This is a genomic window from Arthrobacter zhaoguopingii (assembly GCF_009828595.1).
Taxonomy (GTDB): Bacteria; Actinomycetota; Actinomycetes; order Actinomycetales; family Micrococcaceae; genus Arthrobacter_D; species Arthrobacter_D zhaoguopingii.
On record NZ_WPNY01000006.1, the window covers coordinates 97,252 to 120,016 of the forward strand.

General features: G+C 69.0%; 18 protein-coding genes. 13 read left to right on the plus strand and 5 right to left on the minus strand.

Annotated elements, in window-relative coordinates:
• Positions 1–54 precede the first annotated feature (54 nt).
• Positions 55–762, plus strand: coding sequence for a YoaK family protein (locus GVV86_RS09885; RefSeq protein ID WP_159802680.1), 708 nt, complete (start codon positions 55–57; stop codon positions 760–762).
• A gap of 47 nt (positions 763–809) precedes the next feature.
• Complete coding sequence (locus tag GVV86_RS09890; protein ID WP_159802681.1) at positions 810–2,228, plus strand: CPBP family intramembrane glutamic endopeptidase; 1,419 nt, start codon at positions 810–812, stop codon at positions 2,226–2,228.
• Between the two features lie 51 nt (positions 2,229–2,279).
• Here GVV86_RS09890 and GVV86_RS09895 read toward each other — a convergent pair whose 3' ends face one another.
• A complete protein-coding gene (locus GVV86_RS09895) occupies positions 2,280–2,939 on the minus strand; it encodes a pentapeptide repeat-containing protein (RefSeq protein WP_159802682.1) in 660 nt (219 codons plus the stop codon).
• Between the two features lie 287 nt (positions 2,940–3,226).
• Between GVV86_RS09895 and GVV86_RS09900 the strand changes: the two genes are divergently transcribed.
• The 5 genes from GVV86_RS09900 to GVV86_RS09920 all read left to right on the plus strand — a co-directional run bounded on the left by GVV86_RS09900 (position 3,227) and on the right by GVV86_RS09920 (position 9,297).
• Positions 3,227–4,669, plus strand: coding sequence for an APC family permease (locus GVV86_RS09900; RefSeq protein WP_159802683.1), 1,443 nt, complete (start codon positions 3,227–3,229; stop codon positions 4,667–4,669).
• 254 nt (positions 4,670–4,923) lie between these two features.
• Complete coding sequence (glsA, locus tag GVV86_RS09905; RefSeq protein WP_159802684.1) at positions 4,924–6,738, plus strand: glutaminase A; 1,815 nt, start codon at positions 4,924–4,926, stop codon at positions 6,736–6,738.
• 21 nt (positions 6,739–6,759) lie between these two features.
• On the plus strand, positions 6,760–7,605 hold the full coding sequence (locus tag GVV86_RS09910; protein WP_159802685.1) for an NAD-dependent epimerase/dehydratase family protein: 846 nt from the start codon (positions 6,760–6,762) through the stop codon (positions 7,603–7,605).
• Positions 7,606–7,685: 80 nt separating this feature from the next.
• Positions 7,686–8,960, plus strand: a complete 1,275-nt coding sequence (locus tag GVV86_RS09915) for an MFS transporter (protein ID WP_159615509.1) — start codon at positions 7,686–7,688, stop codon at positions 8,958–8,960.
• A complete protein-coding gene (locus tag GVV86_RS09920; RefSeq protein ID WP_159802686.1) occupies positions 8,950–9,297 on the plus strand; it encodes an ArsR/SmtB family transcription factor in 348 nt (115 codons plus the stop codon). The genes GVV86_RS09915 and GVV86_RS09920 overlap by 11 nt, the downstream gene beginning before the upstream one ends.
• A gap of 30 nt (positions 9,298–9,327) precedes the next feature.
• Here GVV86_RS09920 and GVV86_RS09925 read toward each other — a convergent pair whose 3' ends face one another.
• Positions 9,328–10,587 (minus strand): glycosyltransferase 87 family protein, encoded by a 1,260-nt coding sequence (locus tag GVV86_RS09925; protein WP_159802687.1) that lies wholly within the window; start codon positions 10,585–10,587, stop codon positions 9,328–9,330.
• A 410-nt stretch (positions 10,588–10,997) separates the two neighbouring features.
• Between GVV86_RS09925 and GVV86_RS09930 the strand changes: the two genes are divergently transcribed.
• Together GVV86_RS09930 and GVV86_RS09935 are read left to right on the plus strand one after the other, a co-directional pair.
• Positions 10,998–13,421, plus strand: a complete 2,424-nt coding sequence (locus GVV86_RS09930) for a putative bifunctional diguanylate cyclase/phosphodiesterase (protein WP_159802688.1) — start codon at positions 10,998–11,000, stop codon at positions 13,419–13,421.
• Between the two features lie 124 nt (positions 13,422–13,545).
• Positions 13,546–15,063 carry a flotillin family protein gene (locus tag GVV86_RS09935; RefSeq protein WP_159802689.1) on the plus strand — a complete coding sequence of 506 codons (1,518 nt, stop codon included), beginning with the start codon at positions 13,546–13,548 and terminating at the stop codon, positions 15,061–15,063.
• Positions 15,064–15,242: 179 nt separating this feature from the next.
• Here GVV86_RS09935 and GVV86_RS09940 read toward each other — a convergent pair whose 3' ends face one another.
• The gene (locus tag GVV86_RS09940) at positions 15,243–17,312 is read right to left on the minus strand and encodes a putative bifunctional diguanylate cyclase/phosphodiesterase (protein ID WP_159802690.1); all 2,070 of its coding nucleotides are present in this window, start codon (positions 17,310–17,312) and stop codon (positions 15,243–15,245) included.
• 311 nt (positions 17,313–17,623) lie between these two features.
• Between GVV86_RS09940 and GVV86_RS09945 the strand changes: the two genes are divergently transcribed.
• Complete coding sequence (locus GVV86_RS09945) at positions 17,624–18,265, plus strand: ScbR family autoregulator-binding transcription factor (RefSeq protein ID WP_159615495.1); 642 nt, start codon at positions 17,624–17,626, stop codon at positions 18,263–18,265.
• 209 nt (positions 18,266–18,474) lie between these two features.
• Here the strand turns inward: GVV86_RS09945 and GVV86_RS09950 are convergent, their stop codons facing one another.
• The gene (locus GVV86_RS09950) at positions 18,475–19,014 is read right to left on the minus strand and encodes a heme-degrading domain-containing protein (RefSeq protein ID WP_159615493.1); all 540 of its coding nucleotides are present in this window, start codon (positions 19,012–19,014) and stop codon (positions 18,475–18,477) included.
• A 115-nt stretch (positions 19,015–19,129) separates the two neighbouring features.
• Positions 19,130–19,345, minus strand: coding sequence for a hypothetical protein (locus tag GVV86_RS09955; RefSeq protein WP_159615491.1), 216 nt, complete (start codon positions 19,343–19,345; stop codon positions 19,130–19,132).
• A 202-nt stretch (positions 19,346–19,547) separates the two neighbouring features.
• Here GVV86_RS09955 and GVV86_RS09960 point away from each other — a divergent pair, with 202 nt between their 5' ends.
• The 3 genes from GVV86_RS09960 to GVV86_RS09970 all read left to right on the plus strand — a co-directional run bounded on the left by GVV86_RS09960 (position 19,548) and on the right by GVV86_RS09970 (position 22,741).
• Positions 19,548–19,778: a hypothetical protein gene (locus GVV86_RS09960; protein WP_159615489.1), complete on the plus strand. Its 231-nt coding sequence runs from the start codon at positions 19,548–19,550 to the stop codon at positions 19,776–19,778.
• Between the two features lie 465 nt (positions 19,779–20,243).
• Complete coding sequence (locus GVV86_RS09965) at positions 20,244–21,707, plus strand: GH1 family beta-glucosidase (protein ID WP_159802691.1); 1,464 nt, start codon at positions 20,244–20,246, stop codon at positions 21,705–21,707.
• Positions 21,708–21,766: 59 nt separating this feature from the next.
• Positions 21,767–22,741 carry a LacI family DNA-binding transcriptional regulator gene (locus GVV86_RS09970; protein ID WP_159616117.1) on the plus strand — a complete coding sequence of 325 codons (975 nt, stop codon included), beginning with the start codon at positions 21,767–21,769 and terminating at the stop codon, positions 22,739–22,741.
• Positions 22,742–22,765 lie beyond the last annotated feature (24 nt).

Below are 22,765 nucleotides of genomic sequence, written 5' to 3' on the forward strand. Positions count from 1 at the left end.
GGACGGATCCGCTCCCCTGCCCCGATTCCCGCCGGCCATCCCCTGGAGGACCGCATGAAGAAGACGTCCCTGTCCACCGACCGGCTGCACCTGGTGTTGATGCTCGTCCTGACGTTCTCCACCGGCGTCATCGATGCCGTCGGCTACCTCGGCCTGGACCGGGTGTTCACCGGCAATATGACCGGCAACGTCGTGCTCCTCGGGATGGCGTTCGCCGGCGGCAGCGACCTCCCCGTGCTCCGGCCGGCCCTGGCGCTCGTCTTCTTCATGGTGGGGGCCGCCATCGCGGGGCGGCTGCTGCGCCGGGCGCCCGAGGGCTGGTCGGGCCGGACGACTATCGCCCTGGCTGCGGTGGCAGGGGTGATGGTCGCGCTCGCCGTCGTCACGGCCCTTGTCGACGTCGCCGGCGACGAGACCCTGGGAAGCATCACGACGTCGGCCCTGGGCCTGGTGATGGGGATCCAGGCCGCCACCGCGAAACGCCTGAAGGTCGCCGAGATCACCACGGTCGTGGTGACCTCCACCATCACCGGGCTCGCCTCCGACTCGAGGATCGCAGGGGGAAAGAGCCCCTTCTGGGTGCGCCGAACCGCCGCCATCGCCCTCATCCTGGCGGGCGCCGTTGCGGGGGCCGCGGCCCTGAAGATCGACCTGTGGGCGGGGATCGCCCTCTCGGCCGTCCTGACCTGCATCGTGACCGTCATCGGTCAGGTGCGGTCGCGGCGCGATTCCCGGGCTACTTTGGCCGACGTTTACCGTTAAGGAGAAGAAGGCACGGACCCGAACCGCGGGCACGGTCTCAATGAGGGATGGACAAGCACACAGTGGACCGATTTGCAGAAGGCCCGTCGACCGTGGCGGCATCGAACCGATGGGCGGAACCGCCGGCAGACCCGGCCGGCGCCCCGGCAGGCGAGGCCTTCCCCTTCCATCGCCTGACCCGCTCCTGGGCCGGCCACCGGTGGTGGAAGCCCCTGCTGACCGGACTGCTCGGCACCATCTTCTACCTGATATTCATGCTCATCGTGCTCGTCATCGGCGGGATCAGGGGCGGCCTCGACCCGGCGCTGGGCGCCTCCTACCTCGAAAGGCTTGAGTCCTTCGACCTCTCGGACCCGCTCGTGTTCGGCTTCACGATGGTGTCCCTCATCCTGCTGATTCCCGCGCTCGCCCTTGCGGCGCTGATCACCGGGCCCCGGCCGATCGGGCTGCTTTCCTCGGTCCACGGGCGGATCCGCTGGGGATGGCTCGGCCGGTGCCTCGCCGCTGCCGCCGTCATCTACTCGCTCAGCATCGCGCTGTCCTTCCTCCTTGAGCCGCTGTTTCCCGGCTACGTTCCGCCAACCCTCGACCTTGCGGGTCCGCGGGTGGGTATCCTGATCGCGATGACCCTCCTGCTCGTGCCGTTCCAGGCCGCCGCCGAGGAATACGTTTTCCGCGGTTACCTCATGCAGGCGGTCGGCAGCTGGCTCCGCCATCCTGCCTTCGCGATCCTCCTGCCGGTCCCGCTGTTCGTGCTGGGTCACGGTTATGACCTGCTGGGCCAGCTCGATGTCGCCCTGTTCGCCGTCTTCGCGGGGTGGATCACCTGGCGCACGGGCGGCCTCGAGGCGGCCATCGCTGCACACGTCGTCAACAACTCGACAATCTTCCTGCTCGGCGCCGTGGGCCTCGTGGACGTCAATGCCAAGGAGGGCTCCGCCATCGGGCTCGGCATCTCGGTGCTGACGACGGCGGCTTTTGCGGTCGTCGTGCTCCGGATGTTCGACCGGTCCGGCAGCCTCCGACGGGACCGGGTGGTCGTTCCTGCGCCGGTTCCGGCCATTCAGCCTTACGCGCAGTACCCCTACGGGCAGTATGCCTTCGCGCCCAATGCCGGGCAGTACCCGCCGCCGTACCCGCAGGGCCAGGCTCCGGCCGGGCAGTACCCGCCGCCGTACCCGCAGGGCCAGGCTCCCGCCGGTCAGTACCCGCCGCCCTACGCGGGGCAGCACCTCCACGCGCCCGCTCCCGCCCACTACCCGACCGCACCTGGCGCCGCCGGTTCCACCCCTCCAGCACCGCACCCCTCGGATCAGTACAAGGCGCAGAAATTCCAGCCATCGCAGGGAGAGCAGCACGCGCCGGACACTTCCGCCCCCGACCCGCGGACCGGAGGCGACCCCTCCGATACCACGTCTGACGACCCCGACGCCCGCCCGCGGGACCAGGCCCGGCGCGATCGATAGCCGCACGGCGGACCGGGCTGCCCGAACTGGAGCACGGCGCTCCCGGGGGGCTCAGCCCTCGACGCGGAGGCCCAGGTTCTCCGCGAGGATCGGCGCGAGGAGGCCCAACTGGTAGGAATCGATGGTGACCCCGCCCAGCCCGTCCGGACCGTTGAGCGCCCGGAACTCGGTGGTGCGCAGGTCGACGTCCCGCAGCCTGCTTCCGGTGAGGGTGAGGGTGTTGATCCGGCAGTTGCGCAGCGCGACGCGGACCCCCTTCGCGTCGGTGAGATCGAGGTCGCCGATGATGCAGTCCGAGATGTCGACATCGGTGAGGGTTGAGCTGCGGAGGTTGAGGAAGTCAAGCTTCCCGCCGCTGATCCGCACCGATTCAAGCGTGCTGTCGTACAGTTCGGCCGATCCCCAGCGGGTGCCCTCGAGCCGGACGTTGCGCCAGGAGCTCCGGGCCGCGGCGAAGACGGGGGCAAACAGCTCGGTGAAGCGGCACTCGCGGAACCGGGCCCCGCGCAGCTGTGTCTCATTGAGGGAGATCCCTTCGAACAGGCACTCGCTGAAGGAGATGCCGCCGAGGTCCAAGCCGTCGAGGCTGGTGGCGGAGTACAGCTCACCTTCGCGGTGATCGCCCGCCTCGGGAGGACCGTCCTGGGGCACTGCGAGGTCCCGCAGCACCAGATCTTCGATCCGGGGAGACCGGGTTGAGCTTTTGGGCATTGACTGTCCTGGGATGGATGGAGGCGGAGCCCGGAGCACGTTCCCGGACCGGGTCTTCGGAAGTCTAGCGAAGCGCATCGACTCTCCGCCGCGAACGCACCGGATTGCGACGAGCGCACCGGAAAAATCCTGCGCGGAGGTCGCTTTCGGGTGCGGCAGTCGTTTCCGGGCGTGGTGAACTCTTCCGGGCGGGATGCTGTTCCGCAGCCCGCCCTGCTCCTAGACTGGCCTCGGGATCCAAGCCCACCCCCGGGCGCGAAAGCACCCCCGAACGAAGGTGTCGGAAAATGGCTGAAACTTCACATGCCCAAGGGGAGGAAGCCTCCCTCCTGAAGGTGCTCGGCAACTGGGACGCGCTGGCGCTTGGCTTCGGCGCAATGATCGGTTTTGGCTGGGTGGTTCTCACCGGTGACTGGATCACCTCGGCGGGCACCCTGGGCGCGGTCGCCGCAATGGTCACCGGCGGCGTCATCATGGGCGTTGTCGGCCTCACCTACGCCGAGCTCACTGCCGCGATGCCGAAGGCGGGCGGTGAGCACAACTTCCTGCTGCGCGGAATGGGTCCGCGGTGGTCCTTCATTGGTTCATGGGCGATCACGGGCGGATATGTCACAATCGTCGCGTTCGAAGCCGTCGCGCTTCCCCGCACCGCCGAATACCTGTTCCCGGACCTGAGCCGGATCCCGCTGTGGGAGGTTGCCGGGGATCAGGTGCACCTCACCTGGGCACTGGTCGGCGCGGTCGCCGCCGTCGTCATCACCTGGGTGAACATCCGCGGGGTCAAGCTGGCCGGTGTCGCCCAGACCTTCGTTGTGCTGTTCCTGCTCCTCATCGGAGCAATCCTCATCCTTGGCTCCTTCACCGGCGGATCGACCGCCAATATGGAGCCTCTCTTTGCCGGGGGCGTCGCCGGCTACTTCGGCGTGCTCGTCGTCGTGCCCTTCCTCTTCATTGGCTTCGACGTCATCCCCCAGTCGGCCGAAGAGGTGGATATCCCTGCCCGCCAGATCGGCCGTCTGGTCGTCGTCGCGGTGATCCTCGCGACGATCTGGTACGTCATGACGATCCTGACGACGTCCTCCGCAATGCCGGTCGGAGACCTCGCCGGCGCCGACATTGCCACAGCCGACGCCATGGGTGCGATGTTCGGCTCCGATTTCATGGCCCAGGTACTCATCGCCGGCGGCATCGCAGGAATTCTCACGTCCTGGAACTCGCTGCTCCTCGGAGCGTCACGGCTGATGTATTCGATGGCCCGATCCGGAATGCTCCCGCGCTGGTTCGGGGTGCTCCACCCGAAGTACCGCACCCCCGCGAACGCGCTGATGTTCATCGGCGCCCTTTCATTTATCGCACCGTTCTTCGGTGAGCAAATGCTTGGCTGGCTTGTCGATTCCGGCGCGCCGAGCATCGTGGTCGCCTACATCCTGGTCTCGCTCGTCTTCGTGATCCTCCGCCGTACCGAGCCCGGCATGGAGCGCCCGCTCCGCGTGGGAGGCAACGGGTCAGGCGGCCTGATCATCGGGTGGGCCGCCGTCGTGCTGTGCGTCGGACTTCTGAGCCTGTACATGCCTGGCATGCCGGCATCGCTCACCCCGCCGCCGTGGATCCTCTTCGGCCTGTGGTGGGTGCTTGGCCTGTTTTTCCTGTTCCGCATCCCATCCGGGATCAAGCCCGGGGAGCATGCCGAAGAGCGGTTGCTGGAGCGCCTCGGCAACCGGCGCCCCTAGGCGGCGGCAGGGACATCCCGCGGGCATCCTGCGGCGGCCGCCCCTGCGGTGAAGGACCCTGATCGCGACGAGCGCACCCGATTGCGGCGAGCGCACCGGAATTATCCGGCGCGGAGGTCGCTTTCGGGTGCGCCAGTCGTTTTCTGGCGCGGAGGTCGCTTTCGGGCACCCTGAGGACTTCCGCATCGCCCGGGCGCAGGGGCGCGGACGGCTGCCGGGCGGCCCTTCCGGCGGGGTGCCCTAGGGTTGAAGTCATGGAATCGCCGATCGAGAGCTACCTCAAGAAGATCCATCAGGAGATCGCGGAGCTGAAGGACGGCAAGCCGTACAGCACCATCCCGGCCATGGCGAACGTCGACCCGGACAACTTCGGCATCTGCCTCACCACCGTCGACGGGTACACCTACGAGATCGGCGACACCCGGCAGGAATTCACCATCCAGTCGATCTCCAAGCCCTTCACCTACGGGCTGGCGCTGGCCGACCTGGGCCTGGAGGCCGTGGACGCGAAGGTCGACGTCGAACCGTCGGGAGATTCCTTCAACGAGATCTCGCTGGCCCCCGGCACCGGTCGGCCCGCCAACGCCATGATCAACGCCGGCGCCCTCACCGCGACCTCTCTCGTCCGCTCCGCCGGCGGCAACGCCCGGTTCAAGCGCATTCTCAATACTTACTCGGCCTTCGCCGGCCGGCAGCTGAGCGTCGACGAGGAGATTTTCGAATCCGAACTCGAACACGGCCACCGCAACCGGGCGCTGGCCTACCTGCTGCGGTCCTTCAACATCCTCGAGTCCGATCCGGCGCCGGTCATCAGCGACTACTTCCGCCAGTGCTCGGTCCAGGTGACCTGTCTCGACCTGTCTGTCATGGCCGCCACGCTCGCCAACGCCGGCCGCAATCCACTGACGGGCAAGGAGGTTCTGGGCATCGGCGAGGTGGAGCGGGTCCTGTCGGTGATGGCCACCTCGGGCATGTACGACGACGCCGGCTCCTGGCTCAGCAACGTCGGCATGCCGGCCAAGAGCGGCGTCGGCGGCGGCACGATCGCCGTGCTGCCCGGCCAGGTCGGCCTCGCCGTGTATTCCCCGCCGCTCGATGCCCACGGCAGCAGCGTCCGCGGTGTCGCCACCGCCGAGCGGCTCTCCAACGACATGGAACTTCACTTCGTCCGGGCCGCCCGCACCGGCCGCTCGGCCATCCGGTCGACCTACGACATAACCGGGGCCCCCTCCGGAATCCGCCGCAACGACGAAGCGATGGACATCCTCCGCGAACACGGGCACCGCGCCAGGGTCATTGAGCTCAACGGCGACCTGCTGTTCGCCGGCACCGAATCGATGGTCCGCGAACTGAGCAGCCTGGGCGAGGACGTCGCCCTCGTCATCCTGGATCTGCGCCGCGTCGACGAGGTGGCCGGGGTGTCCCTGCGCCTGCTGGCCGAGGTGCGCGAGAACCTGGTGGCGGCCGACCGGGAACTCGTCCTGATCGACGCCGACGGCAACCTCGCCGAAACCTTTCAGGACGTGGACCGGGAAGTGCCGACCTTCGACACCCGCACCGCCGCCGTCGAGTGGTGCGAGAACGAGCTGATCGGCCGCTACGGCGACGAGCTGTGCCTGCCGGCCGAGGTCGAGGTCGCCGACTGCCCGGCGCTCAGCCCGCTGAGCGCGGAGGACGTCGACGCCCTTGCCCGGCGGATGGAGGACCGCACCTACGCCGACCGCGACGTGATCCGGCGGGTCGGCCAGCGCTTCGGCGGCGTCTTCTTCATTCTCTCGGGCAGGATCGAGACCTCCGTGCCCGGCCCGACCGGCGGGCGCGTGAAGCTGACGACCCTCAGCGCCGGGATGACGTTCGGCGAGCTGGCACTGGGCAGCTCGGACCGCCAGGAGACCACCGTGAAGGCGCTGGGCAAGGTGCAGCTGAAGGTCCTGACGGCGGACGCCATCAGCAGCATCGAGGAGGAGGACCCGCGGCTCGGCGTCGAGCTGTGGAAGGCCCTGACCCGCGACGCGTACACGCGCGTTGACCTGTACCTCCGCGAGACCGCCGTGCGGATCCGCGACTAGGACTGGGGATAGGCTCGAGGAATGACAGTGCTGATCGCCGGGTGCGGAGACCTTGGAACGGAGGCCGGGCTGCGCTACGCCGCGGCCGGGCACCGGGTGGTTGGCTGGCGGCGCTCCCCCGGTCGGCTTCCGGAGCAGATTGAGGGCCAGGCCGTTGACCTCACCGGCACCCTGCCGAAGGTCCCGGCCGACACGGAGATCGCGGTGATCGCCACCGCCGCCGGCGAGCGCACCGAGGCGGCCTACCGGGCGGCCTACGTGAGCGCGACGGCGAACCTCCTCGACGCCCTGGAGCGCGACGGCGTGAGCCCCCGGCGGATCCTTTTCGTCTCCTCAACCGCCGTGTATGGAGACTTCGGCGGCGGACTCGTGGACGAGGACTCCCCGGCCGAGGCCGGAACACCCACGGGGAAAATCCTGAGGGAGGCCGAGGTGCTCCTGCTGGAGCACTCCCCCGGCGCCCTGGTGCTCCGGCTGTCGGGCATCTACGGGCCGGGCCGCACCCGGCTGATCGACTCGGTCTCCTCCGGCCGGGCCGTCCTGCCCGCCGAGCCCCAGTGGACCAACCGCATCCACAGGGACGACGCCGCCGCGGCCATCGTGCACCTCACCACCGCGGTGGGGACCCCGGCCCCGGTGTACCTGGGCACCGATGAGGAACCCTCGGATCTCGCCGACGTCCTGCGTTTCCTCGCGGCCGAACTGCGGCTGCCGGCTCCCCCTGCGGGACCGGCCAGCACCACCCGCGGCGGCGACAAGCGCTGCTCAAGTGCCCTGCTGCGTTCGACCGGGTTCTCCTTCACCTACCCCACCTACCGGGAGGGGTACCGCGCGGTACTGGCAGGCGAAGGCGTCCGCCACCCCTGAAGCGCCCGGCGGGATCTTGATATGTGCGTGAACGCGCACCTATCCTGAAGGTCCCCGTTTCCTCCGCCCCGAAGGAACCCATGCTCACCGTCCTGCGGGTTCCGGCCTACCGGAAGCTGCTCACCGCCCAGGTTGTGGCCCTGGCGGGCACCGGCCTCCTGACGGTGGCGCTCGGCCTGCTTGCCTTCGACCTCGCCGGCGGGCAGGCCGGCGCCGTCCTCGGCACGGCCTTCACCCTGAAGATGGTCGCCTACGTCTTCGCCGCGCCCTTCATGTCCGCACTGGTGGGGCACCTGCCCCGCCGGGCGGTGCTGATCGGCGCGGACCTCGTGCGCGCCGCCATCGCCCTGGCCCTGCCGTGGGTCGACTCGATCTGGCAGATCTACCTGCTGGTCTTTCTCCTGCAGTCGGCCTCGGCCACCTTCACCCCGGCGTTCCAGGCCGTGATCCCCGTCATCCTGCCGCGCGAGCGGGACTACACCCGAGCACTGTCGCTCTCCCGCCTCGCCTACGATCTGGAGTCGCTGCTCAGCCCGCTGCTGGCGGCCGCCCTGCTGCTCATCGTTTCCTACTCGAACCTGTTTCTCGGGACGGCCGCCGGTTTCCTGCTCTCGGCCGCCCTGGTCGCAGCCACCCGGCTGCCGCGGATTCCACCGGCGGACCCAGCCGGGTCGCTGCTGCACCGGACCACCCTCGGAACGCGGATCTTCCTGCGCGTGGCCCCGCTGCGCGGGCTGCTGGCCCTTGACCTTGCCGTCGCCGCAGGCACGGCCTACGTGCTCGTCAATACCGTGGTGCACGTCCGGGAGGTGTTCGACCGCTCCAATACCGACGTCGCGCTCGCCCTCGCCTGCTACGGCGCGGGCTCGATGATCGTGGCCCTTGCCGCCCCGCGGCTCCTTGACCGGACCTCCGACCGTTCCCTCATGCTCACCGGCGGCATCCTCCTGCCGCCGGGGCTTGCCGCCGCAGCGCTGCTGACCTGGACGGAGCAGCTCCCGGTCCCCCTCACAGATCACTCCTGGCTGCTCTACCTCGGCCTGTGGGGACTGCTCGGCGCCGGAACCTCGATGATCAGCACCCCCTCGGGTCGGCTGCTGCGCCGGGCCGCCACGGACCGCACCCGGAACTCTCTGTTCACGGCCCAGTTTTCGCTGTCGCATGCGTGCTTCATCATCACCTATCCGGCCGCAGGCTGGATCGGCGCCGCCGCGGGCCAGCCGGCCGCGGCGCTGGTCCTGGCGGCGCTGGCCGCTGCGGGAACCGTGGGTGCGGTCCTGCTGTGGCCGCGCGTTGCCCGGCCTGCGCCGCCAATTGCGGGCTCGGCGGCCGAAGGGACCCGGGATGGGCGGTAAGGGGCCCAGCCTTCACCATCCCGGGCCGCCGGACCCGGAGCGTCTGGAATCCGGGGCGGCCACGTTTCGAATGCTCGCGGATCCGACCCGGCTTCACCTCCTGTGGCTGCTCACCCATGGACCGTCCGACGTCGGAACACTCGTGGCACGCACTGCTGTGAGCCGCACCTCGGTCAGCCAGCACCTGGCGAAGCTGCGTCTTGCCGGGCTCGTCAGCACCCACCGCGAGAGCCGCCGGGTGATCTACAGCATCACGGACGGCCATCTGGCGCGGCTGGTCCGGGAGGGCCTGAACCATGCCGACCACCGCGTCACGGGCGAACCCGGGCACGGCTGAGGTGCGGCGCCGGGCCCTGCGCACGGATGCCTAGGCGGATCCTGGCAGGCCTGCCCGGGCCGGCGCCCCCGCCGTCCTCCGGCTCATCCGCCAGAGCCTGCGCAGCGACCACGCGAAGATCCCCACCACGAGGAGGTTGCGCAGCGTCAGCAGGACGGCGACCGCCGGGTTCAGCCCGTACCGCAGCTCGTCGTAGAAAATCGGGTAGACGAGCGTTGTGAGCGCCGCGGTCAGGAGCATTGCCGCCGCCGGGAGCCGCCAGTCCCCTGCGGTGTCGAGCACCAGCCCTGCGGCGATCACCGCGGCGATCCAGAGCATGAACTGGGGTGAGCCGACCTTATTGAACACGACGAGCGTGGTCACCAGGGCGAGCGAGGCGGTGGCCAGCAGCGGGCCCGGGCGCGCTCCCCGGCGGAGCCCGACGGCGACCAGCGCGGCGGTTCCGAGCACCGCCAGGGCCAGCAGCGGGCCCATCAACGCGGAGACCTGCCCGCTCAGCGCACCTCGAACCTCCATGGTGTTGATGATCTTGTCCTCGTAGAAGTACGCCCCCGAGGTCCCCGTGATCGCCTGCCAGACGCCGGGCGTCGACAGCGGCGCCTCGAGCTGCATCCCGCGTGCGCCCTGGGCGCCGAGAAACCCGGTGAGGTTGCGGAGGTCACCGAAGACGGCGACGACGACGGCAATGCCCGCTGACAGGCCGGCCCCCGCCAGCGCGATCCGGAGACGGCCGCGGCAGGTGATCACGGCGGCCAGTACGACGGCGGCGGGCCAGACCTTCACCCAGGTTGCGGCGCTGAGCAGGAGGGAGGCAAGGACCGGCCGCGCAGCAAGGAGCAGGATTCCGATGATCACCACAGGGGCGGTCAGCCCGTCGAGTCGTCCCACCGCGACCGGGCCGAGCAGTGCCGTGGCAGCGAGCCACCAGTACACCGCCCGGGGGCCGCGCGGCGTGCCACGGCGGAGCAGGGCGGCGGTGCCGGCCGCGTTCAGGGCTGCAAAGATGCCGAACCACGTCAGCTGGTACAGCTCCGGGCCAAGGACCGTGGCGGCGACAATGGGCACAATGGCTGCGGTGGGATAGACCCAGGCAGTGTCGATGCCCTGCCAGACCCCGTCGCTCAGGGCCTGGTAGGCCCAGCCGCGGTAGATGTTGATGTCGCTGAGCACTCCCCCGGACAGGATGAAGGGCATCAGCCGGGCGAGGAACCCCGCGTGGATCAGCGCGAAGAAGATCCAGACGGACGAGGTGCGGGAAAGGAAGTCCGGACCAAGCCGAAGTGATCGCACGGGCGCTCCTGGTGGGTAGGGTGGTGGGCCAAGTCTTTCATCCACGCGCGCAGGCCTGGAAATCGCCGGCCTGGAACTCCCGGGCCGGACGAGCGCCCAGCGGTGCAGGAGCCCGCTCCCGAAACCCGGTCTCGGAACCCGGTCTCGAAGCCAGGCACGGCGCCCGTCGAGAGGCCCTCCACGCGTGCGCCGCACCTTCCATGTCCCGCGCGCCCGCCCTGCTATAGTCGGCGCAGGTGGCTGCCGTCCGGCTCACCTGAGGGGCGGTTGTGGGCCCGGCTCGCGCTGCACCGATGCACAGCGATCAGCGAAGGTTCACCATGCAACCATGCTCCAGGCCGCCGCGAAGGTTTCCCTCCTGATGTCCGGGCGCATCGGCGTGCGGCACCGGCTGCGGGGGTCGGTGTGCCGTGGGCATCACTGAACTGACCGTCACCCTGTGGCAGGAGCGGCGGGTCCTTGAGGAACTCCTTGCGGCGACCGGTCAGGCGTTGGCACCGCCCCGGGACTCCGCCCAGGGCCCGGCGGAAGCACCGCGGGCCGAGTCCGACCTGCGCAAGGAACTCGGGCTCATCCGTCTGGCACGGGATGTCGAGATGGCCGCCGTCGCCCAGGAGTGGGGGCTCGGACCCGCCACAGGACTGGCGGGCCTCGCCGCCGGCGCGCCAACCGACTCCTGGGGCTGGATCCTCGATTCCCACCACCAGGCGCTGACCGACCTGGAGGTGCGGCTGAGCGCCGGCCGCGCGGCGGAGGCACTCGATACAACTCCTCCAGCCGACGGCCCGGTCCGGCAGGAACCGCCGCGCCCTGGTGGGGACGGCGACGGCGGACCGGGCTCGCCGGGCCTGCCGGACTCACTGCTCGGCCACGCCCTGAACGCGGTCTCCGAGGGCTCCCTGATCACTGACGCTGCCCAGGACATCCTGTACTCCAACGCCGCCTTCACGGCCATCACGGGCTACACCTCCGAGGAACTTCTCGGGAAGAACTGCCGGATCCTCCAGGGCCCCGGTTCGGACCGCGTAACGCTTGCCGCCATGCGCAGCCGCCTTCAGCGGGGGGAGACCTTTCGGGGCAATGTCCTCAACTACCGCAAGAACGGTTCACCGTTCTGGAACGCCCTCACCATTTCGCCGCTGCGCGATGACGACGGCAGGATCACCCACTTCGTCAGCATCCAGCGTGACATCACCGCCCAGGTGGCACTGCAGGAGGAACTGCGCTTCCTCGCCCTTCACGACCCCCTCACCGGGCTGCCCAACCGCAGCGGCCTCGAACAGCGGCTGGGCACCGCACCTGCGGCCACGGACGTGGCCCTTGGGGTGATCAGTTTCGATAATTTCCGCCACGTCAACGACACGTTCGGCCGCGACGCCAGCGACGCCCTCCTGCGCGAGATGGCACGCCGGTTGAAGTCGAACCTGCGCACCACCGATTTCCTCGCCCGGATCGGCGGAGACGAATTCATTCTCCTGATCGCCGGCATCGACGACGCCGAGGCGCAGCGGCAGATCGGATCCGTCGCCGCCAGACTCCACCGTGCCGTGGAAGCTCTTGTGCCGCTTGGCGGGGGGAACTCAATCCACGTCGGAATGAGCATGGGGCTGGCGCTGCACCGCGCCGGCCGCGACGAATTTGGCGACACCCGGCGGCGGGCGGAGGCCGCCCTCTCCGATCGAATGCTCCACGGGGACCCCGGCCGGCAGTGGTGGAGCCTCGCCGGACCCGGGAATCCGCACCCGGCCCCCGGGCCAACCACCGGCCCCTCCGCAATTGTGCCGGGTTCAGGCAGCCCAGCGCGGCAGACCGGAGATCCGGCCCCCGGCCCGCAGGGCCCTGGAGGGACACTGTCGCTGGTCCTGCAGCCCGTTGTGGATCTCCGCACGGGAAAGGTGGACCTCCTGGAGGCGCTGGCGCGGGTCAGCATCGACGGCCACCCCCCGATGGGACCGGCTGACTTCCTGCCGGCGCTGGCCGCGCACGAAGTCGACCAACTCTTCCGGGACGGGCTCGAGCAGGCCCTTTCCCACCTTGCCCGCTGGGACCGCTCGGGGCGATCGTTCCGGGTCAGCGTGAACCTCAGCCCCTCCACCCTGCTCGACCCGGAGTGCGCCGGGTGGGTTGCCTCTGCCCTCGAGCGGCACGGCATCGCACCGGACCGGCTTGTCCTTGAACTTCTCGAAACGGGTGCGATCACCTCGCCGGTTCAGGTCGCGGCGCTGTCGAACCTCCGGACCCTGGGGGTCCGCCTCGCCATGGACGACCTCGGGTCGGGCTACAGCAGCCTCCAGCGGTTGTCCGTGCTGCCCTTCAGCGCGGTGAAGATCGATGGCGCGCTGACGGCCCAGCTGAGGACACGGCCCGTGCGGACGCTGACGATCCTCGCGATGCTCATCCAGATGGGGCGCGACCTCGACTGGGAAGTCATCATCGAAGGCCTTGAGGACGCCGCGCTGACCGAGGCTGCACGCATCCTCGCCCCGCCCTACGGACAGGGATACTTCCTGGCCCCTCCCCTGGAACCGGAGGACGTCCCCGCCTGGGTTGAGGTCTTTGCCCCGCCCGGAGCTGACGGCGGACTGGACACCTTCCTCGGCGCCCTCGCGTACACCTGGCAGTTCACCCGGCTGCGCTCCCCCCATCCCGGCCCGCAGGACCGGTGCCCGCTCACGGCGTTCCTGAACGCGCACGCCGAACCCGGCTCGCCGGCACTGAACTGGCACGGCCTCCAGCACGGTCCGGCCGAGGACGCCCCGGAGCCCGGGGCCCGGCTCGTGGACTGGCTTGCGGAGCGCAGTATCGAAGAATATGCACGGCTGCCTCTGCATTAGCAGAGTCGGCTGAAGAATTCGGCAGATGGGGGGATGCAAAAAAACTTTTTCTCCCTAAGATCAGTGGTGGAACGCGGGACCTTTTTCCGCGGCTCGTTGCTCAGTGCCCGCGGAAAGGGCCACCATGGATCCCACTCTTATTCCAATTATCCTCATCGTCGCGGTTGTGCTTGTCCTGGCCGTCGTCGGCGTCATTCTTGCCCGAATGGCGCTCCATATTGCAAGCCCTGACCAGGCCCTGATCATTTCTTCGAAAGACAGCAAGGGCCAGCCCGATCCCGACAGCCAGCGGGTGGTCTTCGGGCGGATCTTCATCAACCCGTTCTCGCAGCGCGCCTACCCCATCTCTCTGGCTTCCCGCCAGGTCTCGCTCAAGATCGAGGGAATCTCGCAGAATGGGATCAAACTGCACCTCACCGGGGTGGCGCAGGTCAAGGTGGGCGGCGACGCCGACGCCGTCCGCAAGGCGGCCCAACGGTTCCTCAACCAGCAGGAGGCCATTGACCACTACACCCAGGAAACTCTTTCCGGGTCACTCCGCTCTATTGTGGGAACCCTAACGGTGGAATCGATTATTAAAGACCGGGCCACCTTCGCAAAGAGCGTGAAGGAAGAAGCCGAACACTCAATGCACAATCAGGGTCTCGAAATCGACACTTTCCAGATTCAGTCGGTGGACGACGATTCGGGATATTTGAAAAACCTTGGCCGTCCGGAAGCCGCGCTGGCCGAGAAAAACGCCAAGATTGCCGAGGCCCGGTCGGTTCAGGAATCGGAGCAGGCCCGCGCAATCTCCGACGAGCAGGTAGCCCTGGCCCACCAGCAGCTCATCATCAAGCGTGCGGAACTGAAGGAGGTCGCCGACGCCCGCCAGGCCCGGGCCGACGCCGCCGGACCCCTGGCCGTGGCGGAACAGAACGAGCAGGTGATCATCCGCGAGCAGCAGGTGGCCCAGCGGCGAGCGGAACTGCGCGAGCGCGAACTCGACACCGAGGTCCGCAAGCCCGCGGACGCCGAGAAGTACCGGTTGATCCAGCAGGCCGATGCCCGGCTTGAGGAGCGGCGGCGGGCCTCGGAGGCGACCGAGATCGAGGCACGAGTGGAACTGGCGAAGCGCAAGCTCAACGCCGAAGGCGACCGGGTCGCGGCGGAGGCCGACGCCGCAGCGAACACGGCACGGGGAACCGCCGAAGCGGCCGTCCAGGAGGCGCGCGGCCGCGCCGAGGCGGCGGTGATCCGTTCACGCGGCGAGGCTGAGGCGGAATCCACCGAGGCGCGCGGCAAGGCAGAGGCTGCCGGCATCGCGGCGCAGGCCGAAGCATACGAGAAGTTCAATGAGGCGGCCGTGCTGAGCAAGGTCCTGGAGGTCCTGCCCGCCATGGCCCGGGAGGTCGCCGCTCCGCTTGCGGCGATCAAGACGATGACCGTTGTGTCCAACGACGGCGCCGGCCAGCTCAGCCGGGACGTCTCGACCGGGGTGCAGCAGACCACCCAGCTGATCAAGGACACCACGGGCCTCGATGTCATCACCCTGCTGGGCGACATCCTGAAGGGCGCGGGGTCGGGCCAGCGGGCCTCCGCGAACGGCGCCGCCGTGGCACCGCCGGCGTCGGGCGGATCCGCGGACGGCGAGCGGCCCTGACCTTTCGGCGCCCCGCCGCCTGCGCGGCGGTGGGGCGCCGGCCCGCACCGGCCCCGTGTGGCCAGAGGCGCACGTGCTCAGGCGTTCGGGTATTCGGGTCTCGGGTATTCGGGGCTTCGACACTGGGGCGCCCGGGCTTTGGAATATGCCGTCGCTCGGGCCTCCGCGCACTGGGAAACTTAGGCCAGCAACTCCAGCCGTGGCCCGGCCGGCTCGGCGGTCGTGCGGATCTGGCGCACCAGCCAGTCCACGAGGAGCCGTCCGGCACCGGCGTGCGCCGCCCGTGGATCGTGCTGCTGATTGTGCCACCGGCCCACATCGGCGCCGGTGCCGTAGGTGGCGAGGAATCGGCTCAGGGGGCATTCGGCGAGGGCGCGGGGGTGGGGCGAACCCAGCCGGGCGAACTGCCAATGGTAGGCCAGCGCCCCAAGGCATGTGCGGAGCGAACCGTTGGGCGCCGGCAGGCGGAACTGGTCGACCCACGCCGCGGCGTTCTGGGGTGCCAGCGGGCGGCTGAAGTGGAAGCCCTGGCCCAGTGGCGCGCCGAGGACCGCCACCGCCTCGGCCATCCCCTCGTCCTCGATTCCTTCGATCACGACGTTCATACCGAAGTCCCTGCCCATCTGGATGAGGGTCGCGATCAGGCTGAGCGTCTCGGGCGGCTTGGTTCGGATGTCCGCGAGCAGATCGCGGTCGAGCTTGATGGCGTTGAACGGCAGCGACGACAGGCGCTTGAGGCTGCTGTATCCCGCTCCGAGGTCGTCCATGGCGAGGCCGACTCCCAGCCGGACCAGTTGGCTGAGGGCCTCCCGCTGGATGTCCCATTCCAGGGTCTGTGATTCGAGCAGTTCGAGGCCGAGCCGGTGGGGCGCGATCCCGTGGCGGGTCAGGGCGCTGCTGATCAGGGCGGGTGAGGCCGGATCGAGAAGGATGGTGGGCGGCAGGTTGACCGACACGCTGTAGTTCAGCCCCTGCCGGTCCCACTCAGCCAGCTGGGCGAGGGACTGCTCCAGGACGGTGGAGAAGACGTAGTCCAGGTCAAAGGTGCTCAGCTCCTTGACGAATCCGGCGGGCTGCAGCACCGTCCCGTTGGGAAGCGTCAGGCGGGCCAGGGCCTCGAACAGGTGCACCGAGCCGTCCCGCAGGTCTATGACGGGCTGAAGGCAGATGGACAGCCCTCCACCGTAGAGGGCATCACGCCGGCGTTCCCGGGCCCACCGGGCCTCCTCTTCGACCGTGCCGGCGGGACCCTCCCCGTCGGCGGCGACGGCGGAGGCGGCCCCCGCAGCACCGGCACCGGCGGATGCCGGGGGGATCTCTGCGGCAAGCTCCCACCATCGGCGCCGTCCGTGTTTGCGGGTCTTCACCTCGTAAAGGGCCTCATCGGCGCTCTTGAGCAGGGAAGCTGTGTCAAAGCCGTCCTCCGGGAACAGGGCGAGTCCCATGCTCATGCCGATCGTCACCCTGCGCCCGTCGATACTGAAGGGCACCTCGACGGCGGAGGAAAGCCGCTCGAGGACCCGGGTGAGGCCGGCCTCCGGAGCGCCGCGGCTGATACCGCTGAGGATCAGGACGAACTCGTCCCCGCCCATCCGGCCGAGGAAATCCTCATCGCGCAGCTGCGCCTGGATCCGCGCCGCCCATTCCTTGAGCAGCAGATCCCCCGCTTCGTGCCCGAAGGTGTTGTTCACCACGCGGAAGTCGTCGAGGTCGATCATGCCCACGGCCGCAGTGACCTCGGACCGGGGCCCGCCTGCCAGAATGTCAGCAAGGTGGTTGTTCATCGCCAGGCGGTTCGGCAGTCCGGTGACGGGATCGTGAAGCGCCTGGAAGCGGAGCTGTTCATGGAGCGCCATCCGGGTGTTGATGTCGCGCTGGACGCTCACGAAGTGGGTGAGCTCCCCCATCTCGGAGGTCAGCGGAGTGATGCTGAGCATGTTCCAGAACGCCGACCCGTCCTTGCGGTAGTTGAGGATTTCACCCCGGAAGGGCTCACCGGCGTCGAGCGCAAGCCGGATGGCGGCCCGGGTGTCGACGTCGGTGCCCGGCCCCTGAAGCATCCGGCAGTTCCGCCCCAGCACCTCATCCGCCGTGTAGCCGGTGATGGCTGTGAAGGACTCCGAGACGTGCTGGATGTTCTCCGAAGCATCGGTGATCAAAGAAATTTCCGAGGTCGCAGCCATCGCCTTGATGAACAGCTCCTCAGGCAGTTCGCCGCCGCCGAAACGCGGCCCATGGCGCAGATGCATGACGTAGTCCCCCTCTACCTGTCACACCCGAAAGCATCGGCAACCCGCCGTCGTGCCCGCGCGGTCAGCACAGCGTTGCGCTGCGCCTTAGGCCGGATGTTAATGGCATGCTAGCCCCTATCTAACCCGGCGTATATCTGGTGCTTTTGCCGGAACGGGCGACAAAAGCCGTCCAAGAAACATGGTGGGAGCGCATCACCATCCGGCCTGAAGGAAGGGCGCAACGTGGGATCCAACGTCGAACTGTCCGGAGGACACCTGGTGCAGCGGGTGCGCCCACCGGGCACCCCGCCCGGTCCCGGGGAGCCGGCATGATCCAGCAGCGGGCACGGGCGACCCGTGAGTCGATCCTCGCCGGGGCCGCTGCGGTCTTTGAAAAAGAGGGCTATGGGACGGCCTCACTCGCGCGTGTCGCGGAGGAGGCTTCGGTGACCAAGGGCGCGCTGTACTTCCACTTCCGTTCCAAGGACGAACTGGCGCGGGCGGTCATTGCGGCCCAGCATGCCCGCGGGGTGGAACGTTCCGCCGCCATCCTTACTGGGGGCCACCCGCCGCTCGAGTCGATGATCCTCATCATTCGGGGCTTCGCGCAGGATACCCTCGATGAGCCGATCGTGCGTGCCGGAATCCGCCTGACCTTCGAGGCATCAGCTTTCGGACAGGACGTGGCGGAGCCCTACCGGCACTGGACCGAGGCCCTGGAGTCAATGACCCGCGCCGCACAGGATGAGGGCTGGCTGCATGCGGGGGTTGACCCGGGGTCCTTCGCGCGGCTCCTGGTGGCCTCGGTCGCAGGCATCCAGATGGTCTCCGACATCCTCGCCGGGCGCCGGGACCTGCTGGAGCGCATCGAGGATATGTGGGCGTTTCTCCTCCCCGGCATCCTCACCGAGGAACATCAGCAGGAGGCCCGGCGGCTCGTGGGACTCGTCCGCGGAACGCCTGAGGAGTGAAACCGGTCGAATGGTTTGTTTTTAATGCTGACTATGCTTAGGCTTCGTTGTGGCGCACGACTCACCGCTCCGTGGGGGAAGCGATGAGGCGACGGAACGTATCCGTTCCCGCCACTGACCGTGCCCGGCGCGTGGTTCACTCCGCGCCCGGGCACGGCCACATGCCCGCAGGCCGCCTCGGCTAACCCGCTTCTCTCAACCCGCTTCGCTCAACTCGCTTCACCTTGCCAGGACCGCAGTGCCTCGACCACCAGGTCGTGGTCGGCGACCTGCGGCAGCCCGGACACCGTCACTACCGCCACCGGCCCCACACCGCGCACATACAGCGGAAACGCTCCGCCATGGGCGGCATAGAGCGCCGGATCGAGCATCGGATTGTCCTCCGGCCTTCCTCCGCCCCGGCGCGCCCGCAGGCCAACGAGCAGGGACGGCTCCGCATACCGCAGCGCCGTGCGGCTCTTGGCAGCGGCCCACAGGTCGTTGTCGTAGGTGGCGCCGTCCAGGGCGACGTGGAAGACCGTCTGGTCGCCGCGGCCGATGTGGATGGCGATGGGAAGGTTCCTCCCGGTTCCCAGCTCCACAAGCCGGAATCCGAGCGCGAGCGCATCGGCAGCGGTGAACCGGTCGAACTGGAGCTCGGCGATCTCGCCTTCGATCCTCGTGATCGCTGCGGCGAGCAGCTCCTCCGACTGGGGTTCGGATGAATCGGGATCGAATTCCGGGGCGTGCGGGAGGTCAGGTGTCTGCATCGCACCAACCTACTCCGCGGGAGCCCATCATGCCTGCTGCGGCCCCGGGACGGGCCCGGCGCGCCTGGCGCGCCCACTGCGACCTGACCCGGACCGGCAGCAGGCGGGCCTGCGGCTACCGCCGGTTCAGGATCCCCCGGATCATTCCACCGAGCCCGCCGCGCGAACCGCTGCTCATACCGCCCCGGCCGGTGTTGCGCCCCATGCCGCGCCCTGCGCCGCCCATGCCACGCCCCACTCCGCCCGTGCCGCGGGTCCTGCCGGTGCCCGTCGTCCCCGTGGTGCCGCGGCCGGCGAATCGTCCCGCAGCGTTGATAAGTCGGTTGCTCAAGCCCATGGCGTACTCCCTGGTTGGCTGTGCCCGCAGATGGAATACCCACCGGTCACGCCTCAATGCTAAGCCTGCGTTGTATTCCCGGCCATAATTTTCAGGACCCTTCATTCCGCGGATCCCCTCTGGGTAGGATGATGACCTCAGCCCCTGTCCGAGGCCCCGGGGGCGGCGGCGGACACTCGTACAAGGAGCTGACAGCATGGCAATCGCGGAGGACGACGGCGGGGAAATGGTGATCGGCGATGTCAGCCGGGTGGGCGGACGGGCCCTCGCGGTGGGGCTTTCGGGCACCGGGGGCGACGAGGTGCTGAAGATCGGCTGGGTGGAGCAGTCCGCCGAACTCGAACTCACCATGGAGGAGGCGGTTGCCCTGCGCGATGAGATCGACAGGATCATCCGCGACCGCCAGGCCCACTCCCAGGGACGTTAGGCCTGGACCGCCGGGTCGGCGACGATGACCCGGTGGTTGCCTTCGCACTGATAAACGGCGATCGCCCCCTCCGGGACAGGGCCGGACGCCGGCCACTGGCTCTCCGGAAGCTCCTGCAGACTCGATCCGCACGATGGACACACAGCGCTCATCTTCTCCTCCTGGATACCGCGGGCAGGTCCTGCCATTAAACCCGGTCGCGGCCGGCGGGCCTACGGGATTGGGTTTGCGCCGGCGCTGGACAAATCGCCCGATCTACCCCCACTTCCTTTGACACCTCCGCCCCGGCCTTCCTAGACTCGACCCACCCCGTGAGAGCGCTCTCTGCGGCCTGCTGGACCCGCCCCCGCTCGTCTAGGTGGCCAGCCCGGCCCGCAGGGGCGGCAGCGCCACCGTAGCGTTGCCCTCCCGGCCGCCGTCAGCACCGCGTTTTGCGCAACCTATTCAAGGAGCAGGTAAGGGCCCATGTCTCAGCAGGAACACCTCCGCACGAACTGGCCGCAGGGTTTCCTCTGGGGTTCGGCCACCGCCGCCGCCCAGGTGGAGGGGGCCGGCCATGAAGGCGGCAAAGAGGACTCGGTCTGGGATGCCTTCGCGCGCATCCCCGGCGCTGTTGCGAAGGGGGAAAACCTCGAGACCGCCGTGGACCACTACCACCGCATGCCCGAGGATGTCCGCCTGATGAAGGAACTCGGACTCGACTCCTACCGGTTCTCCACCAGTTGGGCCCGCGTGCGCCCCGGGGACCGCGCCGTGAACCGCGAGGGGCTCGACTTCTACTCCCGGCTCGTCGATGAACTGCTCGACGCCGGCATCCTGCCATGGCTGACCCTCTACCACTGGGATCTGCCGCAGGCGCTTGAGGAAAAAGGCGGGTGGGCCAACCGCGACACCGCCTACCGTTTCGTTGAGTACGCCACCGACGTCTACGAGGCCCTCGGCGACCGCGTGAAGCACTGGACGACCTTCAACGAGCCGTTCTGCTCCTCACTGCTCGGCTACGGCTCCGGGGTGCACGCCCCGGGCCGCCAGGAGCCGCGCGCCGCCATTGCCGCCGTCCACCACCAGCACCTGGCACACGGCCTGGCCGTGGCGGAGCTGCGCAACCGCGGCGCCGCGCACCTTGGCATCACCCTCAACCTCAGCAATTCGATCCCGAAGGACCCGTCCGACCCGGTCGATCTCGAAGCGGCCCGCCTTTTCGATTCCCTGCAGAACCGGATCTTCATCGATCCGATCCTCCGCGGCGCCTACCCCGAGGACTCCCTCCGGGACCTCGAACCGTTCGGGCTGGCAGAGCTCATCCAGCCGGGCGACCTTGAGGCGATCGGGGCGCCGCTGGACTTCCTCGGGGTGAACCACTATCACGACGACCTCATCAGCGGGCATCCCGACCTCTCGGGCAGCGACGGCCATTCAGGCGGCGCGGAGCGGCCCGCGGCGTCGCCCTGGATCGGCGCAGAATGGATCACCTTCCCCAGCCGCGGCCTGCCGCGCACGGCCATGGACTGGGAGGTCAACCCCGACGGACTGCGGCACCTGCTGGTGCGCCTGGGCAGGGAGTACGAAAACCTTCCCCCGCTGTACATCACGGAGAACGGTGCCGCCTACGACGACGAGGTCAGCGCCGACGGCGCAGTCCGCGACGCGGAGCGCACCCGGTTCATCCTGAACCATATCGACGCCGTGGGACGGGCCATCGACGAGGGCGCCGACGTCCGGGGGTACTTTGTGTGGTCCCTGCTCGACAACTTCGAATGGTCGTGGGGCTACGGCAAACGGTTCGGCATCGTGCGCGTTGACTACGACACGCTGGCCCGCACCGTCAAGGACAGCGGCCACGCCTACGGCCGGGTGATCGCCGCCGCACATTCGGGCTCCGATCCGGCCGGCGCGGGAGCCGAGGCGCAGGGCCGGTCGGCCGGGTAGGCTCCCGCCCTGTGACACACCGCGATCCGGGCCCAACCCGGCCGGCGCCGACACTCGAAATGGTGGCGGCGCTGGCCGGGGTCTCGCGCGCCACCGTCTCCCGGGTGGTCAACGATTCCCCGTCGGTGGATCCGCAGCGCGCACAGGCGGTCCGTGATGCCGTCGCGGCACTGAACTACGTGCCGAACCGTGCCGCACGCTCGCTGGCCAGCCGGCGGACCCAGGCGGTGACGCTCGTGCTCCCGGAATCGACCTCGAAGGTCTTTACCGACCCGTTCTTCGCCTCGGTCATCGAGGGCATCGCCGGCTACCTTGCGGAAACCGAGTACACCCTCACCATGATCCTGTCCTCGGAGTCCTCACCCGAGAAGACCCGTCGCTACCTGCTGGGCGGGAATGTGGACGGAGCCCTCGTGGTGTCCCATCACAGCGGGGACAACTCCTGGGCTCAGGTGAGCGGGGCCCTGCCGATCGTCTTCGCCGGCCGCCCTCTGGTCGGAGAGGCCGGGAGCCACTACGTCGAGGTGGAGAACGAGTCCGGCGCGGCCGCCGCCACGGACCTCCTTCTGGCGCAGGGGCGGCGGAACATCGCCACCATCGCCGGCCCGCAGGACATGCCCGCCGGAATCGACCGGCTCGCCGGCTGGCGCAGGGTGCTGGCCGGCGCAGGCCTGGATTCCTCGAAAGTCGAGTTCGGGGATTTCACCCCCGCCTCGGGGGCGGCGGCGATGCGCCGGCTCCTGGCCCGCGGCACCCCGATCGATGGACTGTTTGTGGCGAGCGCCCAGATGGCCGCCGGGGCGTATCCGGTCCTCGCGTCGCACTCGCTGCGGATTCCCGGGGATGTGGCGGTCGTCGGGTTCGACGACGACGAGTTCGCGGCGGCGCTCACCCCGGCCCTGACGACGGTGGCCCATCCGGTGACGGAGTTGGGGGTGCGGATGGCGGAGAAGCTCGTGGCCCTGATCGAGGACCGCCCGGTCGAACGGGTCACACGTCTGGGCACGTCCCTGGTGCTTCGCGGCTCTGCCTGAGCCGCCGCCTGTGGCCCGGGTGGG

Excerpts from the sequence above, each read along its gene's own strand:
- GVV86_RS09885 (WP_159802680.1), top strand. The coding sequence starts at position 55 with ATGAAGAAGACGTCCCTGTCCACCGACCGGCTGCACCTGGTGTTGATG.
- GVV86_RS09890 (WP_159802681.1), top strand. The coding sequence starts at position 810 with ATGGACAAGCACACAGTGGACCGATTTGCAGAAGGCCCGTCGACCGTG.
- GVV86_RS09895 (WP_159802682.1), bottom strand. The coding sequence starts at position 2,939 with ATGCCCAAAAGCTCAACCCGGTCTCCCCGGATCGAAGATCTGGTGCTG.
- GVV86_RS09900 (WP_159802683.1), top strand. The coding sequence starts at position 3,227 with ATGGCTGAAACTTCACATGCCCAAGGGGAGGAAGCCTCCCTCCTGAAG.
- glsA (WP_159802684.1), top strand. The coding sequence starts at position 4,924 with ATGGAATCGCCGATCGAGAGCTACCTCAAGAAGATCCATCAGGAGATC.
- GVV86_RS09910 (WP_159802685.1), top strand. The coding sequence starts at position 6,760 with ATGACAGTGCTGATCGCCGGGTGCGGAGACCTTGGAACGGAGGCCGGG.
- GVV86_RS09915 (WP_159615509.1), top strand. The coding sequence starts at position 7,686 with ATGCTCACCGTCCTGCGGGTTCCGGCCTACCGGAAGCTGCTCACCGCC.
- GVV86_RS09920 (WP_159802686.1), top strand. The coding sequence starts at position 8,950 with ATGGGCGGTAAGGGGCCCAGCCTTCACCATCCCGGGCCGCCGGACCCG.
- GVV86_RS09935 (WP_159802689.1), top strand. The coding sequence starts at position 13,546 with ATGGATCCCACTCTTATTCCAATTATCCTCATCGTCGCGGTTGTGCTT.
- GVV86_RS09940 (WP_159802690.1), bottom strand. The coding sequence starts at position 17,312 with ATGCATCTGCGCCATGGGCCGCGTTTCGGCGGCGGCGAACTGCCTGAG.
- GVV86_RS09945 (WP_159615495.1), top strand. The coding sequence starts at position 17,624 with ATGATCCAGCAGCGGGCACGGGCGACCCGTGAGTCGATCCTCGCCGGG.
- GVV86_RS09950 (WP_159615493.1), bottom strand. The coding sequence starts at position 19,014 with ATGCAGACACCTGACCTCCCGCACGCCCCGGAATTCGATCCCGATTCA.
- GVV86_RS09960 (WP_159615489.1), top strand. The coding sequence starts at position 19,548 with ATGGCAATCGCGGAGGACGACGGCGGGGAAATGGTGATCGGCGATGTC.
- GVV86_RS09965 (WP_159802691.1), top strand. The coding sequence starts at position 20,244 with ATGTCTCAGCAGGAACACCTCCGCACGAACTGGCCGCAGGGTTTCCTC.
- GVV86_RS09970 (WP_159616117.1), top strand. The coding sequence starts at position 21,767 with ATGGTGGCGGCGCTGGCCGGGGTCTCGCGCGCCACCGTCTCCCGGGTG.